This window comes from Bradyrhizobium sp. CB1717, assembly GCF_029714325.1.
Taxonomy (GTDB): Bacteria; Pseudomonadota; Alphaproteobacteria; order Rhizobiales; family Xanthobacteraceae; genus Bradyrhizobium.
The window spans coordinates 3,054,865-3,072,419 of sequence record NZ_CP121666.1 but is presented as its reverse complement, the minus strand read 5'-3'; the positions used below and the strand labels follow the sequence as shown (position 1 = coordinate 3,072,419).

The following is a 17,555-nucleotide window of genomic DNA, read 5'->3' as shown; positions in this document are numbered from 1 at the left end:
CTCGAATTCCTGCTCAGTGCAACTGTTCAGTGAACCTGGAGCTCGGGCTGACGGCCCGAGGCGGAATCGGCACCCGCGCTGTTCTTGCGCGACTGGTAGAATTTCAGGATGCTGCGCGAGGTCTCGATCTTGAGCCGGCCGAACTCGCGTTCGTTGTCCTGGAGGTCGCGCGCCGTGATCAGGTGATCCTTGGCACCGAGGAACAGCAGCGACATGGTGGTGTCCCAGGAGAAGTCGAGCGCCTTGCACAGCACCAGGATCATCTCGCGGTTGCGGTCCATCAGCGCGCGCTCGATCACGTCAACCGGCAGCGCCGACAGCAGCGATAGGCCGATCTGCACCTCGTCGAAGCGGTGCTGGCGCGCATAGTTCGAGATCGAATCCTGGTTGAGGTTGCCTTGGCGGTACTGCGTCGTCACCACGCGCTTGGCGACGAAATAGCTGCGCGAGGACGGACCGAACTTGGATTGCAGATCGCCTGTGACCTCGGTCACCGAGCTCTGAATCTGCGCCATCATCTCGGGGCGTTCGGTCTCGAGCCGGCGGCGGACGTCTTCCGACGCCTTCGCGATCAGCTGCTGGAAGATGTGACGCGGCACGTCCTTGCGCAGGCCAAGCTGCTCGGCAAGGATCGAGTCGCCCTCGGCGCGACGGACCATGTGCAACAGGCCCGAGCCGGAGAAGCGCGCGCCTTCGTTCTTCGCAACCGAGGTCACGACCTCATGGTTGCCGCGTTTGACCAGCACGTCGGTCACGGCCTCGCCGATCGACTGGCGCTGCGAGATCGCGAGCAGATGCGCCTGGCCCTTGGTCATGGCGCTCTCGACCAGAACCTTCTCGTCGATCCGGGTGGAATCGCGCAGCACGGGACCGGCGACCTCGATCGCATCGTCGAAAGCGAGCTTCTCGATGACGTTGAGCGGAGCGTGGTCGCAGGCCGACATCAATTCGGACAGCTGCACGCGGGCGGCGACCTCGATCTCGTCGGCGAGCCGGCCGATCACCTCGCCGAACATGCTGATCTCGTCGTCGACATAGCGGCCGGTGATCAGAAGATCGGTCGCGTGCCACAACGCGCGTGCCCGGCTTTCGTCGGTGCCGCGCGCGATTGCGTCGTCCAGATCCTGCAGAAGCGATTTCGCCCCGTTCATCTCGATACCCCAGTTCTTGGTCGTTCTTTGCCGAACCGTTGCGCCTGTCTTTGCGCGACGCCGAATTCCTCTGGGATCCAACGCTAGAGATGAAACGCGAGAATTCGGTAAAATCGGCAAATCAGTTTTGCCGACTAAAATTCATTCAAATGCGAGAGAATGGGTTAACCGGCGGGCAAGGGGCTGCGCGGGACGTGCGCTCTCAATCCGCGCAAATCAATCCGCTCAAGGATTCTGCGGCGTCAGCACCAGCGGCGGCTTCGGCTTGGGTTTTGGCGCAGGGCCGGGCGCCGGCCGCACCTCGATCGGCGGCGGCAACGGCGCGACCTGCTGGCTCGCGAGTGGCGGAGGGCTTGTCAGTGCTGGACTTGTAAGTGGAGGGCTTGGCGCTGCGGGCGCGGCCTGCGGCGCCTTCGGCGTCGGCGCGGCCTTCGTCTTTGGCGGCGCGCGGCGCGGATCCTGGCCCGGCAGCGGCACATTGACCGGCGCCGGTTCGGGCGCCGCCTCCGGCGACACCAGCGTCGGCAGCGCGGCGGTCGCCGGCGGCGGCTCGCCGCGCTCGATCGCATCAAGCCGGCGCGTCTCGCGGTCGATCGTGCGCACCGCAAGCCATGACGACAGCGGCGCGAGATCGACGGTGCGATTGAGCTTGTCGGGAGGACCTGCCGCGAACAGCTGGATCTCGGGCGGCGCGCCGGAGAGTCCGGTCATGATCGGCGTCAGGCTGGCGCGGATGTCGGCCTGGTCGGCGGGAATGTCGTAGCCGCCGGAGACGATGGCGCGGGCATTCTTCGCCTCCAGCGGCGTCGCGCCGACGCGCAGCCGTCCGTCGCGGATGGTGAACGGGATCTGCGCCGAGGCGACCGCGATGGGGCCTGCCGAGAGCGCCGGCTCGACCAGCTGCCGCAGGCGGTTGTCGTCGCTGACCTGGCCGCCGTCGCTGGCGCGGATGGCGATCTCGAAGGCGCGCGGATTGAGGCCGCTGATCTCGGCGGATTCGAGCGTCACGGTACCGTTGCCGGCGAGCGCGCCGGTGAGCGCCGCGACGCTGCGGCCCTGGCTGGTCAGCGCCATCTGCACCGACGCACGCCCCTTCGGCAGCGCGAGGTCGCGGTAGCGCAGCACGGTCGCATCGACATTGCTGAGCTCGATGCGCGCGTTCAGCGCCAGGCCATTGGCGCCATTGCGTGCGTCGAAGCTTGCCGACATCTCGCCGCCGCCGACGCCGCCCTTGAGGCCATCGAGCGCGAGCGACTGGCCGTCGCTGCGAATCGTTCCGCCGAACGGGCGCAGCTCGATGCCGCCAGGCGTCGTGCCGCGCAGCGCCTGGAAGGCGATGCGGCCGCGCCAGCCACCGAGCAGCCCCGCACTCAGCGGCTCGCCCGCATCGCGTCCCGCCGCGCCGATCGCCATCGCGAGCGCAGGCCCAAGGTCGAGCGTATCGAGGCCCATCTCGCCGTCGACGCTCTTCTCCTGATCGAGCGTGACCGCGAGACGCCCGCGCAGATGCGAGCTGCCTGCGCTGCCGTCGAGATCGTTGAAGGTCAGGCGGTTGCCTGCCAGTGTGAGGCGCGAGGACAGGCTGACGCCCTGCACCGACTTGTCGGCCGTGCCAGTCCCGAACAGCGGCGCGAGGCTGACGTTGCGCACCCGCAGATTCACGCTGGCTTTTGGCTCCGACAGCTCGACAGTCCCTTGCGCATCCGCATCGAGCCCGCCGCCGCTGATTTTCGCGTTCAATTGCAGCGGCCGCCGCCAGGCACCGCTGAGCTTGCCTTCGAACTGCGACGCGCCCTCGCCCGCGGCCACCACGCGATCCAGCCCAAGCAGGGCCAGCAATGCGCCGGCCTGCGGTGTCGAGACTTTCGACTCCAGCGTGAAGTCGCTGCTCTGCAATTTGTCGAGATCGATGCCGTTGACGGCCGCTACCGGCGTCTGCACGGCCAGCGTCGCATTGGCCTTGAGCTGCGGCGCGTCGAGATCGAGCACGGCGCGGGCGTCGCTGCGATCGGCATGCTCGGCGTTCCTGTCGAGGCTGAGATCGAGCTTCAGGCGCGTCGCGCCCGGCAGCGACGGCAGGGCATCGAAGCGCGCACGCACCGACGGAGCGAACGGCTCGATCAGTGCGGTGAGCTCGTGCAGTGAGTTGCCTGAGGATTTCAGCGCGAGCTTGCCGGTGGCCCTGGTGCGGTCGAAGCTGCCGCTCGCTTCCGTGGTCACGCCGCTGGTCTGGCCGAACCGCAACTGCTCCAGCGACAGCGAATTCGGCCCGTAACCGAGCTTCGCCGCGAACGGTCGCAACTCCTGGCCGGCGGAGATGGCGCGGCCGACATCGAGCGAGAGCCTTGCCTCCTCCGGCCATTCGCCTTGCGGCCCTGCGAGCGCGCGGACAAAACTCGCGGCGGCGTCGAGATCGAGCCGGTCGGCCTTCAGCTCGGCGTCGATCCGCGAGCCCTTGCTCGCGCCGGTCTGGACGAAGGCAATCCGTCCCTCGATGGCGCCGCCTTCGATGTCGGCCTTCAGGTGGTCGACGGCGAGATGGTTGGCGGCGATGGTCACGTCGCCGGCAAGGCGCAGCGGCCGGGTGCTGCGGCGGTTGATCTCGCTGCGGCCCTGCAGCCAGGCCACCAGCGTGTCAGGATCGGAGGATTCGACGTTGAGGCGGCCGCTGAAACTGTCGGCGCCGGGCGTTGCGCCGTTGAGCGAGAGCTGCGTCGCGCCGGGCGCGCGCAACTCGAGCCGCCGGAAGGTCCAGGACCGGCCGTCGGTCGCAAGCTCCGCCGCGATGTTCTGGAGCGGGCGGCCGCCGAGCATGATCTGGTCGGAGTTGAACTCGATCTGCGCCGGGATCGGTGCCTGCGGGATCGCGGCGAGGCCTGCGCGCAGCGCCGGCAGGATGCGCAGCGGCTCGGAATCGTTTTTGGCCGCCAGCCTGTCGGCATCGATCTGGCGGGCCGACAGCACCGCGCGCAGCAGCGGTGAAGCACCGAACCTGAGGTCGCCGACGCCGCCGACTTTCAACGCGTTGTCATCAGTGCCGATGCTCGCATCGATCTGGTCGAACTTGGCGCCGGCCGGGTCGGCCTTGAGTTTTGCAGTGAGCTTCCACGGCGTCGGCCCCGCCTCGCCCGACTTCTTCGCGGGCACCGCGAGCGTCAACGCGCCGTCGAATTTCGGCAGGCGGTTGTCGAAGGCGAGCACGCCTTCGAGATCGGCCAGGATCGCGCGCTCGCCGGGATCGACGTTGAGATGCAGGCGCGTGGCGCTGCCGTCGGCGCTCGGGCCGGAGGAGACGCGGAACGGATAGCGCGTGCCTGACACCTTGAAACTGCCGTCGCCGCGCACCGAACCGGCGAGCGAGCGGACGTCGCCGGAGAATGCGATGTCGGTCAGCTCCAGCGTCGAGCGGCTGGCGGCATCATGCAGCGCGATGCGGCCGGTGAGGTTCACCCGCTCGATGGCGAGCGAGCCCAGGTTGAAGCTGCCGCTCGCGGTGGACGGCAAATCGACCCGCCCGCGCGCATCGAGGCCGAGATCGACCGCCATGCCGCCCACGGTCAGCTCGGTGGCGCGCCATTCGCCGCGCATGAGGGAGCCCAGGCTGAACTCGACGTCGAGCTTGTCGGCGCGCAGCCGGCCGAGATCGTTGTTGCCGCCGAAGGTCACCGAGCGCAGCCGCAAGGTCGGCGCCGGCAGGAGCCGCGCGTCCAGCTCGCCCGCCACCCGCACCGGTACGCCGATGATCCGGCCGGCCTCCGCCTCGAACTGGGGCCTGAACTGGTTCCAGTCGATGAAGTAAGGCCCGATCAGCGCGGCGAGCAGCGCTAAGATGAAGGCAATCGCCAATCCGAGCAGCGTCGTCTGCACGGGTCTCCCCTCGGCCAAACCGGCACCCGGGCCAAACCTTGACCCCTGCAAACCTTGGCCTTGAGGCTTCAGGCGCGCCGGAACAGCCCCTTATATAGAGGGAAGTGTGGCGAAGTCACAGCGACTGTTGCGCGCGGAGGTTAACGGTGGGGCCTCACCAGCTGGCGGGGAGCTGCGTCAGACCGCGCAGCACGAAGGTCGACCGCCATTTCGGGTTCTCGACGTCGTCGATGCGCAAGTCAGGCAGCCGCCGGAGCAGCGTGGCGATGGCGATCTCGGCCTCGATGCGTGCCAGTTGAGCCCCCAGGCAGAAATGGATGCCGCCGCCGAACGACAGCGGCTTGACGTTCTGCCTGGTGACGTCGAGCCGGTCCGGCCGATCAGGGTAAACGGCGGGATCGCGGTTGGCCGAGCCGAGCAGGCAGAGCACCGTCTCGCCCTTGGGGATCTGCCTGCCGCCGAGATCCTCGATGTCCTCCAGCGTGACACGCCCGGTCATCTGCACGGAGGAATCGTAGCGCAAAAATTCCTCGATCGCGCCCACCATCAGCTCCGGCCGCGCCTTCAGCAGCGCGAGCTGGTCCGGATTGCGGTGGAGCGCCAGCAGGCCATTGCCGATCAGATTGACGGTGGTCTCGTGACCGGCGCCGAACAGCAGGATGATGTTGGCGGTCAGCTCCTCATTGGTGAGCTTGTTGCCGTCCTCCTCGGCCTGCACCAGCTGCGTGATGAGGTCGTCGCCGGGATTTTTGCGACGCAGCTCGAACAGCTGCTGGAAATACATCTGCGCCATCATGTTGCCGGCGTTGCCCTTGGCGATCTCCTCCGGCGTGAGCGGCACGGGGTCGAGCAGCCGGCCCCCGTCACGCGAGCTCTTGTAGAAGACCTCGCGATGGTCCTCGGGGATGCCGAGCATGTCGCAGATGATGGTGACGGGCAGGCGGAAGGCGAAATCCTCGATCAGGTCCATGTGGCCGCGCGCGATCACGGCATCGATGGCCTGGTCGACGATCTCCTGGATGCGCGGCCGCATGTCCTCGACCCGGCGCGCCGTGAAAGCTTTTACGACGAGGCCGCGCAGGCGGGTGTGATCCGGGGGATCAGACTGCAGCATCCAGTGGCTCATGCTGCGGAACACCGGCTCGTCCATGATCTTTTCGCTGTAGCGGCGCTTGGAGCGTTCGACGAAATCCTTGCCGAAGCGCTTGTCGCGCATCACGAGGCTGACATCGGCGTGACGGCTGGCGACGAACTGGCCGAACGGCGTCACATGGATCGGATCGATCGCGCGCAGCCGGTCGTAATGCGGATAGGGATCGCGGATGAAATCCGGCGACAGCGGATTGAACAGCGGATCAGCGCCGGCGGGTTGCACTTGCTCGTTCATGGTGACCTCAATCGGTTGCCGCATGACACGCATACGCAAGGCGGCCCCTGCCCGGCGTAACCATCCCTTTTATTGTCAACTCGATACATTGTTGTATCGAGTTGCATTCTGCCCTAAGCTGCGCCGATGTCAAGGGTGAGAACCAGGCCGACCAGGGACGACACGCGCGACAAGCTGTTCGAGGCCGCCGCGCGCGTGTTCGAGGAGGACGGCATCGGCGGCGCCAGCATCGAGGCGATCGCGGCGGCGGCGGGTTTCACCCGCGGCGCGTTCTATTCCAACTTCAAAAGCAAGGACGAGCTGATCATCGCCATGCTCGAGGACCATGTCGAGCAGTCGATCCGCCGCAACATGGACATCCTCGCCCAGCACGACAATCTCGACGATTTCATCGCGGCACTGAAGACGATGGACCGCAGCAAGCAGGACCCGCTCGGCCGCGCGCCCCTCCTCCACATGGAGATGATCCTCTACGTCGCGCGCGCCGCGAAGCGCCGGCCCGAACTTGCAAAACGCCTGCGCGCGCGGCGCAAGCTGGTCGCCGACATCATCGAGGCGACATTGAAGGGCAACGCGAAGGGCGACACTCTGAACCCGCCCTGGATGGCCTCCGTCGTGCTGGCGCTGGAAGACGGCTTTCGCCTGCACCGGCTGATCGATCCGGAAACAACGCCGGCCGACAGCTTCTTACGCGCCATCACGGATCTGCGGCGAAGGACGGGGTTGGCGTCGGACTAGGGCGGCTACGCATGTGCCAAACCGCCGCAGCCTCGGGAACAAACGGCGCGACGCGATCAACAAATGTCCGCGGAACAGCGTGGCTGGTCGATCCCTTCAACCGACGCGATCAGTCCTGAAGCGACCGCCATCAGGAGACGCGAGACCATCGAGATGAACGCGCATTTATCTTCATGACTCTTTGCCGCTCCTGATTGCGCGTTTGCAACTTTTGCCCGTCGTTGATGTTGGCACGGCATCACAACACCAACGAGGAGGACAGCACATGAAGACCGCGCTAGTTCTGGCAACCGTCGGCACGCTCGGCATGAGCGCGGTGGCAGCACCAACGCCCGCGGAAGCCCATTGGCGTGGCGGCTTCGGTCCGGCGCTGGCAGGTGGATTGATCGCAGGCGCCGTGATCGGCGGCCTGGCCTCTTCCGCTTACGCGTATGGGCCGGGTTACGGCTACTATGGCCCGGGTTACGGCTATTACGGCGGCGGCTACGCGCCGGCGTATTACGGCGGCTACGAACCGTATCCCTGGGGCGGCTACACCACGACCTACTACAGCACTGGTTATGCCCCAGCCGATTACGGGTATCGCTATCGCCGCGTCGTGCGTCCGGCCTACGCCTATTACGGCGGACCGTTCTCGCGTCGGCACTTCTATCACCATCGTTGGCACCATCACTGGTGATGTGAAGCGCCAAGACAGGCCCAGCACGGAATGCTGAGCCCTCAGGAATGATGATCAGGTCGAGGCCGTCCGGCCTCGACGGTGAAATTCAACGCGCGCGATCGCGTCAGCGACGGAACCTGAGCGATTGCAGCGAGCAAATCAAATCAGCGAGCAAATCAAATCAAGGAGCCTCAGATGAACGCGAGAAAGAACAAGTTTTTACTGACCACGGCAATCCTGCTCGCCGGCGTCAGCCTGGCGTCGGCGCAAGGCGTGCGTGAAGGTGCCGGCGGCAGCGCCGGCGGCGGTGCTTCGGAACACGGACGATCCGACGGCGCGTCGTCGCACGGCGCCGCTGGTGCCTCGCGCAGCGAAGGAATGACGCAGGGCCGCGCGGGCGGTCGGGCCGAAGGCTCCTCTGCGGCGCACGACAGCAGCCGAGCCGCGGACAAGAGCGACAAGCAGACCATCGGTCAGGGCCGCGACGGCGCGCGGCAGTCGCAATCGGAGCAAAGCAAGCAAGGCAAGGACCAGACGGTCGGCCAGAGCCGTGACGACAGGGACCAGGCGCGTCAATCCAAGTCCGAGAGCGACAAGAGCGGCAAGCAGACCGTCGGACAGAGCCGCAGCGACCGCGACCGTACGCATCAGTCGCAGGGCGCCGAACAGAACAAGAGCACCACGACGGGCGCCAATACCAGGGACAATACCCGGGATAAGAATGCACAAGACAAGAATTCCCAGGGCAAGAACGCGCAGGGTCAGAGCACGACGACCACCGGCGCGAACACCAAGAGCACCGCTCAGGACAGGAACGCGCAAGACAGGAACGCACAAGGCACGAACGCGCAAGACAAGAACGCGCAGAGCCCGAGCACGACAACGACCGGCGCGAACACTGGCGGCAGCGCGCAGGGTAACGTCCAGAACCAGAGTGCCCAGCAGGGTCAGGGCACGACCACCGGCACCAACACGCAAGGTCAGGCCAACACTCAGGCTCAGACCCAGGGCGCGGCCACCCAGAGCATGTCCGGTCGCGTGCAACTGAATGCGCAGCAGCAGACAACGCTGCAACAATCGGTGCTGAGCTCACGCAATGTGGACCGCGTGCGGGTCAACACCAATGCCATCAACTTCGGCATCAGTGCCGGCGTGGTCGTGCCGCGGAACATCTCCGTGGTCTCGGTCGCGGCTTATCCTGCGTTGATCGACGTCTATCCTGACTACCGCGACGACAGCTTCTTCGTTGTCGATGACGAGATCATCGTCACCGACCGCAGCCGCAGGATCGTCGACGTCATTCCCGCCGGGCCGCGGACGCACTATGCCCGCAGTGGTGGCTTGAGCGGAGGTGGCGGCAGCATCGCTGCGCTCGATCTCAGCCCCGACGAGATCCGCGTTGTTCAGCGGGTCCTGATCGAACGCCACATGCTGTCCGGCGAAGCCGACGGCGTCCTCGGGCCGGGTACACGCAGGGCATTGATGACCTTCCAGAGACAGGAAGGCTTCCAGGCCAGCGGCGCGATCGATACCCGCACGGTTGCTGCGCTCGGCGTGTCCAACCAGATCCGCGCCACGCAGGGCCAGTCGACGACCGTTGGCCAGGGCCAGAACAACCAGGCGGCGCCGCAGAACACGACCGGACAAAGCACCGGCCAGAGCAACGTGCCGGCGCAGCAGAACCAGACCACCGGTCAGGCTCCGCAGAACCAGCCGTCCACAACCGGCCAGGCTCAGCAGAACCAACCGGGCACCACGGGCCAGGCCAGCACGCCGCCGCCAGGCCAGACCACCGGCCAGGCTCCGGCACAAAGCAATACGTCGTCCACCAGTCAGCCCAGCACCAACCAGAACACGCAGAGTGGACAGACCAACCAGAACAGTGCGCCGCCGCCTTCGACGTCGAGTCAGCCAACCCAGAAGTAGAGCGCTGACCATACGCTTCCGAGCCCCGCCTCCCGGCGGGGCTCTTTCGCTGCGACCTGCAGCATGAAGGCGATGACCAACAGCAGGCAGAACGCGGTTATGTCAAAACGCAACGGCAGGTATTCGGACGACGACGCCTCATTCGGCCCTGTCTCGCGCGCGTTTGCGATCAAAAGGACACACCCGACGTCCGGCGCCGCATACTGTCACAGATTTAATTTGCACCTCGCGATTGCAGGACGTAACTGCAATTCAAGAGCGACGTGATCCGGGAAGAACCGGACGAGAAGGCGCTGCACCAACAAGCAAGAAAAGCAAGCACAGCAGCTACTTTTCGTTCAGGAGAATTCAGTGCCCGGCATCGTCCATGTCGTGGATGACGACGCATCGTACCTATCGGCCATCCAACAAATTCTAGAGGCAAGCGGATACCGCGTCGCCACCTATGCATCGGCGCAGCAATTGCTGGAGCAGCAGCCCGACGAAAGCAAGGGCTGCATTCTTCTGGATGTCAGGATGCCAGGCATGAGCGGGCTCGAGTTGCAGAGCCGCCTGACCGAGCGCGGCTCGACACTGCCCATCATCTTTCTGAGCGCTTATCAGGACGTCAGCATCACCGTGAAGGCGATCAAGGCGGGCGCGGACGACTTCTTCATCAAGCCTGTCGGTGCGGATGATCTCTTAGCAGCCATCGCACGCGCGATCGCACGGCATCGCAACGCGCGCGAACTTGACGGCGAGCTTGAAGCGCTTCGGGCCCGGCTTTCGACGCTCACCCCGCGCCAACGGCAGGTCTTTGAGATCATCGTCCAGGGCAAGACGAGCAAGCAAGCCGCGCGCGAGCTCGGCAGCACCGAGCGCACCATCAAGGCGCATCGGAGCGCGATCATGGACAAGCTTCAGGTCCAATCGGTGGTTGAACTCGTCAGGATCGCCGAGCGGCTCGGCGTGCTCGGCGCAAAGGGCGAGCCAGGTGCGACGGTGTGAGCGGGACGCGGGGCTGCTGCCAGGGCGTGGAAGCGGACATCAGCCAGCCGACAATCTCCTCCGAAACCGTCGAAAATGACCCAAAGCGGTCCTTCCACTCCCGTTCCTTCAGGAAAGTGCTAAGCTCGCCTTCCGTAGCTGTGGTCTCTTGCAGGGAGCGGCACATGCGACGTCGGGAATTCATCGCCGGAGCGGCGATCTCGGCTGCGCCGAGCTTTGCTTGGCCAGCCTCCACGCAGACGAACGCTCGATCAACTCACGCAAAGCGAAAACCTGAGGTGCTTGCCTACCAAGGAAGCGCAGATGAAACGACGTGAATTCATCAGCATCGTCGGTGGTGCAGCGGTTGGGTTGCCGTTTGCCGCGATGGCGCAGCGCCAGATGCCATTGGTTGGCTTCCTGAATAGCGCGTCGCCCGAGACCTATCGCTTCAATGCCGACTCGTTTCGAGAAGGTCTGGCAAAAGCTGGCTTTGTTGCGGGGCGCAACGTCCGTATCGAGGAACGCTGGGCTCGGGGTGACTACAGCGTGTTACCCCGCCTTGCGGCTGAACTTGTAGCTATGGGCGTCGGCGCGATTGCTGCCACAGGAGATGTCGCCTCTGCTCGGGCGGCGCAGCTTGCGAGCAACACGGTGCCAGTGGTGTTTGCCGTCGGCGGAGACCCAGTCCGCCATGGACTCGTCGAAAGCATAAACCGCCCCGGCAGGCACGTCACTGGGATCCTTTTTAATCCGAACGTACTCGGCGCAAAGCGAGTTGAATTGCTTCATGAAATTGCCCCAGATATTTCCCGCATCGCACTGCTGATGAACCCCACGAACCCAAACGCCGAAATCGAAGAAGCTGATGCCGAGGCAGGGGCGAGGAAGCTGAGCCTGGAGACCATCACGTTCAATGCGAGAAACGCGAGCGAAATGGAAGCCGCACTCGAACAGTTGCTGAGTGCCAAGGCCGAAGCATTGATTACCGCAAGTGATCCGATCCTTCTGGATCGGCGCGAGCAGATTGCTTCCTTCGCACTACGCCACAACGTGCTGGCCATGGGCTTTGTGCAACAGATCGCTGCTGCGGGTGGCCTTCTGAGCTATGGTCCGAGCATCAGTTGGATGTACAGACAAGCAGGCGACTACGTCGGACAAATCCTGAAAGGCTCAAATCCGGCCGAAATGCCCGTCCTGCAGCCGACACGCTACGAACTGGTGATCAACCTGAAGACCGCCAAGACACTTGGCCTCACCGTTTCGCCGTCGCTGCTCGCTCGCGCGGACGAAGTGATCGAATAAGACGCTACTTCCGGTATTGGCCCATCGCGATATACTTCGCTGCTGCTCGAACTCGTTCCGGGTCGCTGATGCCGACGGCGCCGGCTTTCCGGCCAGACGCAACGCTTCCGGCCCGGCCGGCCTCCTCGGTGAAGATGGATGCGGAAATCTCGACGCTGGTTCCGCTCTCGGGAATGCGATAGCTGGTCCAGCTTTCCGCGCCAGCCGCGGCCGGCGACGTACAAAGCATGATGGTGATCGCGGCGATCATCTTCATCGTATTTCAGCTGCCCGGCTGAAGTCCTCAGATCACAACAACGTCGGGAAAAATCAGAAGTTCCGGCATGGCGCGGCCGCAATAATCATCCGACAAGGTACAGCGCATCGCTCGCCTCTGGCGGGAAGGCCGGATGGTCGCTCACGGCAATCGCAATTCACCCGCTATGTCGGCGCCGTATTTCGTCGAGAAGATCTGCTCGACCTCGCGATGCATCGTGCCATGACATTCGCACGCTGCGGCCGCGAGTCTTGCTCGGTCGATCTCGATGCGGCCTCGTCGATCAGATCTGATCGCGCCGGATGCACGCAGATTGCGCATCAGGAGCGTCACGGTCGTTCGGCGCACACCGAGCATTTGCGACAGCGCCTCCTGGGTGAGAGGCAGGACATCGTCGTCAATGCGGTCGCAAATGTGCAGCAGCCAGCGTGCCATCCGGGCTTGCACCGGATGTAGCGCATTGCAGGCTCCGCCGCGCTGAAGCTGTACCAGCATCGCCCTGATGTGAATCTGGATCGCGTGCCGGATCGCGGAACTTCGGTGAAATGCCGCGTGAAATCGCCGCGCCGGGATTCGCGAGGCGGTCCCCGCCGCACGAACGATGGCGGTAAGAGCCGAGGATGACGGTCCAAACACGGAGAGAGTACCTATTGCCCCCTCGCGACCGATCAGGGCGCTGGCAACGGTCTGGCCGTCCGCCAAGTCGACCATCAGCGAGACGGCACCGCTATGAGGAAACAAGACATAGTCGACCGGATCACCGTTGTGCGAAATCGACGCGTCCTCAAGGAGCGCGACTGTCTCCAGCTCGGGCGCCAGCAGATCGAAATCGGCAGCCGGTAGTGCTGCCAAGAGGCGATTACCAATTCCGCCAACTTGTCTCACTGCGGGTGGTCCGCGAAGTATCCGCTTTCACCACTCCGAGCGACGCGAAACAGCGGTCTTAGCATTTGCTCGGATCTGTCTTCGCGACCCGCACCAAGATCCAGTTCACTGACAAAGCATCCTCACTCTCAACGACAAAACCGCTTGCCACGAGGCGAAATTTCCTCGTGCGCTCAATGCGATCTAGATGCAGGCGAGGCGCGGATTACACAACTGCAAATCAGGTATGGGTAACACCGTACGGGGCAAGTTCCGTCAGCCAGCCGTTCCTTTCGGTGCTCGGGTTCCATTCGGTTGTGCACTCAGCAGCCGGCCCGAAACAGGCGCCTTTCGGGGGCTGAAAGGGGCCGATTGTCTTTCAGGAGTTCATACCCCCGCCGGCCACTTTCATCGCAGCCACGCCAACCACCGCAACATCGAGTCTTCCCAGCACCGCCCTCGCCTGCTCGGCGCAATGCTCGATCAGCCAGCGCTCGAAGGCGACGGGCGCCAGCGCCGGCGCATAGAGGAAGCCTTGCACGACGTCGCAGCCGAGCTCGGCCAGCGTCCTGCGCTGGCCTTCGGTCTCGACACCTTCGGCGACGACGGTCATGCCGAGGCCCTGGCCGACGCGCACCACGGCGGTGGCGATCGCGAGCGCGCCCGCGTCCTTCTCGATATCGCGCATAAAACTGCGATCGATCTTGAGCTCGCGGATCGGCAGATTGGCGAGGCGGCTGAGGCTGGAATAGCCGGTGCCGAAATCGTCCACCGAGAGCCCGACCCCGAGCTCGCGGATCGCGTTCATGGTCTCGAGCGCAGCGACGCTGTCCTGCATGAACGCGCCCTCGGTGATCTCGAGCATCAGGGCGTCCGGCGGCAGGTCGTATCCGGCGAGGATGTCCTTCAGGCGCGCGGCCAGCGTGACGCTGCGGAAATTGATCGGCGACAGGTTCACGGAGACGCTGGGGATATTGAGCCCGGCGCGGCGCCAGCTCGCCATCTGCCGGCAGGCCTCGCGCACCGACCACAGGCCGATCTGCTCGATCAGGCCGCACTCCTCGGCCAGCGGGATGAATTTTGCCGGCGAGACGTCGCCGAGCTCGGCATCGTGCCAGCGTGCCAGCGCCTCGACGCCGTGGATGGCGCCGTCGCAGCTGCGGATCTGCGGCTGGTAGCTGAGGCTGAGCGCGCCCTCGGCAATGGCGCGGCGTAGCGCGGCGATCAACGCCAGGCGCTGCTCGGTCAGCCCGTTCATTTCGGCGCTGAACAGGCGGTGGGTGGAGCGGCCGGCCTGCTTGGCCATGTACATGGCGGCATCGGCCTGCTGCATCAATGTGTCGATGTCGGTCGCGTGATCGGGATAGAGGCTGATGCCGATGCTGGCCGACATCGGCATCAGCTTCGATCCGAGCCGCAAGGGTGCGGCCAGCGCTTCGGTGATCCCGGCCGCGATCCGCTCGGCGGCCTCGGCGTCGCGTTGCGGCAGCAGGATGACGAATTCGTCGCCGCCGAGCCGTCCCAGCATGTCCTCGGGACCGATATGCTCGCGCAGGCGCTGCGCGAGCTGGATCAAGAGCTCGTCGCCGGCGGCGTGGCCAAGCGTGTCGTTGACATCCTTGAAGTGATCGACGTCGAGGAAGGCCAGCGCGACATGGCTGCCGGTCGGGCAGGCATCGATCGCGGTCGTGATCAGGTGGCGCAGCTGCGCGCGGTTCGGCAGGCCGGTGAGGATGTCGTGATAGGCGAGCCGCGCGATCTCGGCGCGCGCTTCCTTGCGCTCGATCGCGAAGGCGCCGAGGTTGACGCAGGCCTCGACGATGCGGCGATGCCAGTTGCTCGGCGCGCGCGGCTCGCGATAGTAAAAAGCGAAGGTGGCGATGACCCGGCCGTCCTTGGCCTTGACCGGGGTCGACCAGCAGGCGCGCAGGCCGATTGCGAGCGGCATGGCCTTGTAGGGCTGCCAGCGCGGGTCGGTGTCGAGATCCTCGGCCAGGACCGGCACGCCGTAGAAGGCCGCGGTTCCGCAGGAGCCGACATTGGGGCCAATCGCGATGCCGTCCAGCGCGCGGGAATAATCCTCCGGCAGGCTCGGGCCGCCGAGCGGATGGACCAGGCCTGCGGCATCGACGTGGAGCAGCGAGCAGACCACGTCGGGCGCGATCTCCTCGACCCGGCGACACAGCCTGTCGGCGATGTCGGTGATCGGAACCTCGTCGGCGAGCGCGCCCATGATCAGCTGCTGGAGCGAGCGGAGCTGCTTGGTCTCGGTGATGTCCTCGAGCAGCGCGAAGATGTGCTTGACCTTGCCCTTCCTGTCGCGAAAGGCATCGATCCGGGCGCAGACCCAGATCTCCTCGCCGTCCTTGTCGTAGACCAGCGTCTCGATTTCGCTGCGATGGCCGCCGGTCAACAGGCGCTTGACCAGCTTTGCGACGGCGTTGCGATCGGTGTGGCAGCCGGCGATCAGCTCGCTGGCGCGGCGCCCTTCGGCCTCCTCGCTGGTATAGCCGAACAGCGCCGTGAACGCGGAGTTGACGTAGACGATGTTCTGCTCGACGTCGGTGATGATCACCGCGCGGTTGGTCTGGTCGGAGACGGCGTGGAGAAGCCCGATCCTGACGCGGCGTTCGGCATCAAGGGTGACGTCACGCGCGAACACGATGCGATGGGGCGCACCGCCGACCGTCGTCGACGAGATCGCAACCTGCGCCTTGATACGGCTGCCGTCGCGCCGCACGAGGCTGATTTCCTCGCGGAGATCCACGGTCGCGCCGGCCTCGAGACATCTAAGGCTGAGAACGCCGGCATCGCGGCCGAGCACCTCGGTGGCAGCGAGCTTCCAGATCCGTTCCGCGGCCGGGTTGAAATGCGTGATGCGATGCGCCTCGTCGAGGATGACGATGCCGTCGTCGGCGCGTTCGAGCGCGGCGCGCAGCACGTCCGGAGTTTCTATGACAAGGTGATCGGAGGCGGACATCGTCTGAACCGGCGGCATCGGGAAATGCGGCATCGGCGAGAGGTTAACGCTCCGATGGTGTCCAAGACGTTTTTGCAATTCCGCCGCACCGCGCCAAGAGGCAGCATGCTTAACGCTTGGCGAAAACGGCAGACGTATCTTGATGCGTCCGGAACCTATTCGGATGCCGGTTTGAGCCTGTGCAGCCGCCCGGCTACGGCGCGCACCTTGCCCGGCGAGGCCCGCCACACCGACAGCGCCGACAAGCCGCTCACGACCATGGCGATGGCAAAGGCGAGCGTGTAGTCGCCGGTGCGATCGTAGAGCAGGCCCGTCAGCCAGGGACCGGCCGCACCGCCCGCCAATGCCGCGAGCATGATGGTGCCGAAGATGCTGCCCTGGTGCCTGCCCTGGAAAATCTCGAACACCACCGCGCCCATGATCGAGGTGAGGCCGTAGCCGAGCGCGCCTTGCGTGAACACCATGACGTAGACCAGCCACAGCGACGGCTGGAACTTGAGCGCGATCAGCGCTGCGAAACAGATCGCAAAGCCTGCGCAGCTGATCGCCCAGACCCACTCACGCCCGATGCGATCGGAGATGTGGCCGAGCACGATCTGGCCGGGAATGCCGAGCAGGCTGACGATGCCGAGCGCCCACACCGCGACGCCGGGGCTGAAACCGATATCGAGCAGGAATTTCGTCTGATGCACCTGCACGGCGTACCAGATGTACAGGCCGGAGAAATAGCCGACCGCGATCCACCAGAACCGCGCGGTCGCGACGGCGCGTTTCAGCGTCCATTCGGTATTGACCCAGACGGGGTCGACCACGTTGGAGATCGGCTTTGCCGCGCCTGCGGCTGGTGCGGCATCGCCGTCCGACCGCAGGCCGATATCCTCGGGGCGCTTGTGCAGCAGCAGATTGATCGGCGCCAGCGCGATCAGGACGAGCAGGCCCATGGCGGTGCAGGCGGTGCGCCAGCCGGTCTGCTCGATCATGTGCTGCACCCATGGCAGCAGCGTCACCGAGCCGATGCCGACGCCGGCGAAGGCGATGCCGATGGCAAAGCCGCGCTTGCGGATGAACCAGTTCGGCAAAAACAGCGACTGGCCGGAATAGCCGAGACAGACGCTGCCGGCGCCGACCATGACGCCGATGGTGAGATAGAGATGCCAGGGCTGGCTGGTGAGCGGTGCGAGCAGCAACCCGCCCCCCATCAGCACGACGCCGAGCTCCATCACCGCGCGCGGACCTGCGCGATCCATCAGGCGGCCGATCAGCGGGCTCGCAACGCCGGAGGCCACGAAGCCGAAGGAGAAGGCGCCGGCGGTGACGCCGCGCTCCCAGCCGAATTCGGAGATGATCGGCGGAAAGAACAACGAGAAGGCGGTGCGCGCGTTGACGCCGATGGCCATGGTGACGAAGGTCACGGCGACCACGACCCAGCCGTAGAAGAACGGAAGCCGCATGGT

12 protein-coding genes are annotated in these 17,555 nt (G+C 65.2%); 5 read left to right on the top strand and 7 right to left on the bottom strand.

Translation table 11 applies throughout. From position 1 onward, the window contains the following. Nucleotides 1-26: 26 nt before the first annotated feature. The 3 genes from QA649_RS14470 to QA649_RS14460 form a co-directional block, all read right to left on the bottom strand. Nucleotides 27-1,151 carry a DUF2336 domain-containing protein gene (locus QA649_RS14470; RefSeq protein ID WP_283024780.1) on the bottom strand — a complete coding sequence of 375 codons (1,125 nt, stop codon included), beginning with the start codon at nucleotides 1,149-1,151 and terminating at the stop codon, nucleotides 27-29. A 225-nt stretch (nucleotides 1,152-1,376) separates the two neighbouring features. Then, on the bottom strand, nucleotides 1,377-5,018 hold the full coding sequence (locus tag QA649_RS14465; RefSeq protein WP_283024779.1) for an AsmA-like C-terminal region-containing protein: 3,642 nt from the start codon (nucleotides 5,016-5,018) through the stop codon (nucleotides 1,377-1,379). Between the two features lie 154 nt (nucleotides 5,019-5,172). Further along, on the bottom strand, nucleotides 5,173-6,405 hold the full coding sequence (locus QA649_RS14460) for a cytochrome P450 (RefSeq protein ID WP_283024778.1): 1,233 nt from the start codon (nucleotides 6,403-6,405) through the stop codon (nucleotides 5,173-5,175). A gap of 126 nt (nucleotides 6,406-6,531) precedes the next feature. On the opposite strand from QA649_RS14460, the gene QA649_RS14455 reads away from it, so the two are divergent. The 5 genes from QA649_RS14455 to QA649_RS14435 all read left to right on the top strand — a co-directional run bounded on the left by QA649_RS14455 (nucleotide 6,532) and on the right by QA649_RS14435 (nucleotide 12,001). After that, entirely contained in the window at nucleotides 6,532-7,143 is a 612-nt protein-coding gene (locus QA649_RS14455; protein WP_283024777.1) for a TetR/AcrR family transcriptional regulator, read from the top strand. Nucleotides 7,144-7,408: 265 nt separating this feature from the next. After that, entirely contained in the window at nucleotides 7,409-7,822 is a 414-nt protein-coding gene (locus QA649_RS14450; RefSeq protein WP_283024776.1) for a hypothetical protein, read from the top strand. A 177-nt stretch (nucleotides 7,823-7,999) separates the two neighbouring features. Next, complete coding sequence (locus QA649_RS14445; protein ID WP_283024775.1) at nucleotides 8,000-9,730, top strand: peptidoglycan-binding protein; 1,731 nt, start codon at nucleotides 8,000-8,002, stop codon at nucleotides 9,728-9,730. 351 nt (nucleotides 9,731-10,081) lie between these two features. Next, nucleotides 10,082-10,717 carry a response regulator gene (locus tag QA649_RS14440; protein WP_283024774.1) on the top strand — a complete coding sequence of 212 codons (636 nt, stop codon included), beginning with the start codon at nucleotides 10,082-10,084 and terminating at the stop codon, nucleotides 10,715-10,717. A 303-nt stretch (nucleotides 10,718-11,020) separates the two neighbouring features. Further along, on the top strand, nucleotides 11,021-12,001 hold the full coding sequence (locus QA649_RS14435) for an ABC transporter substrate-binding protein (RefSeq protein WP_283024773.1): 981 nt from the start codon (nucleotides 11,021-11,023) through the stop codon (nucleotides 11,999-12,001). A 4-nt stretch (nucleotides 12,002-12,005) separates the two neighbouring features. Here the strand turns inward: QA649_RS14435 and QA649_RS14430 are convergent, their stop codons facing one another. The 4 genes from QA649_RS14430 to QA649_RS14415 form a co-directional block, all read right to left on the bottom strand. Then, a complete protein-coding gene (locus tag QA649_RS14430) occupies nucleotides 12,006-12,257 on the bottom strand; it encodes a hypothetical protein (protein WP_283024772.1) in 252 nt (83 codons plus the stop codon). A gap of 141 nt (nucleotides 12,258-12,398) precedes the next feature. Further along, on the bottom strand, nucleotides 12,399-13,142 hold the full coding sequence (locus QA649_RS14425) for a Crp/Fnr family transcriptional regulator (protein ID WP_283024771.1): 744 nt from the start codon (nucleotides 13,140-13,142) through the stop codon (nucleotides 12,399-12,401). Nucleotides 13,143-13,500: 358 nt separating this feature from the next. Then, nucleotides 13,501-16,101 (bottom strand): EAL domain-containing protein, encoded by a 2,601-nt coding sequence (locus tag QA649_RS14420; protein ID WP_283024770.1) that lies wholly within the window; start codon nucleotides 16,099-16,101, stop codon nucleotides 13,501-13,503. 155 nt (nucleotides 16,102-16,256) lie between these two features. Then, the gene (locus QA649_RS14415; RefSeq protein ID WP_283024769.1) at nucleotides 16,257-17,552 is read right to left on the bottom strand and encodes an MFS transporter; all 1,296 of its coding nucleotides are present in this window, start codon (nucleotides 17,550-17,552) and stop codon (nucleotides 16,257-16,259) included. Nucleotides 17,553-17,555: the final 3 nt, after the last annotated feature.

Coding starts and splice junctions, on each gene's coding strand:
- QA649_RS14415 (WP_283024769.1), bottom strand. CDS start 17,552: ATGCGGCTTCCGTTCTTCTACGGCTGGGTCGTGGTCGCCGTGACCTTC.
- QA649_RS14450 (WP_283024776.1), top strand. CDS start 7,409: ATGAAGACCGCGCTAGTTCTGGCAACCGTCGGCACGCTCGGCATGAGC.
- QA649_RS14455 (WP_283024777.1), top strand. CDS start 6,532: ATGTCAAGGGTGAGAACCAGGCCGACCAGGGACGACACGCGCGACAAG.
- QA649_RS14420 (WP_283024770.1), bottom strand. CDS start 16,101: ATGTCCGCCTCCGATCACCTTGTCATAGAAACTCCGGACGTGCTGCGC.
- QA649_RS14430 (WP_283024772.1), bottom strand. CDS start 12,257: ATGAAGATGATCGCCGCGATCACCATCATGCTTTGTACGTCGCCGGCC.
- QA649_RS14460 (WP_283024778.1), bottom strand. CDS start 6,405: ATGAACGAGCAAGTGCAACCCGCCGGCGCTGATCCGCTGTTCAATCCG.
- QA649_RS14435 (WP_283024773.1), top strand. CDS start 11,021: ATGAAACGACGTGAATTCATCAGCATCGTCGGTGGTGCAGCGGTTGGG.
- QA649_RS14445 (WP_283024775.1), top strand. CDS start 8,000: ATGAACGCGAGAAAGAACAAGTTTTTACTGACCACGGCAATCCTGCTC.
- QA649_RS14470 (WP_283024780.1), bottom strand. CDS start 1,151: ATGAACGGGGCGAAATCGCTTCTGCAGGATCTGGACGACGCAATCGCG.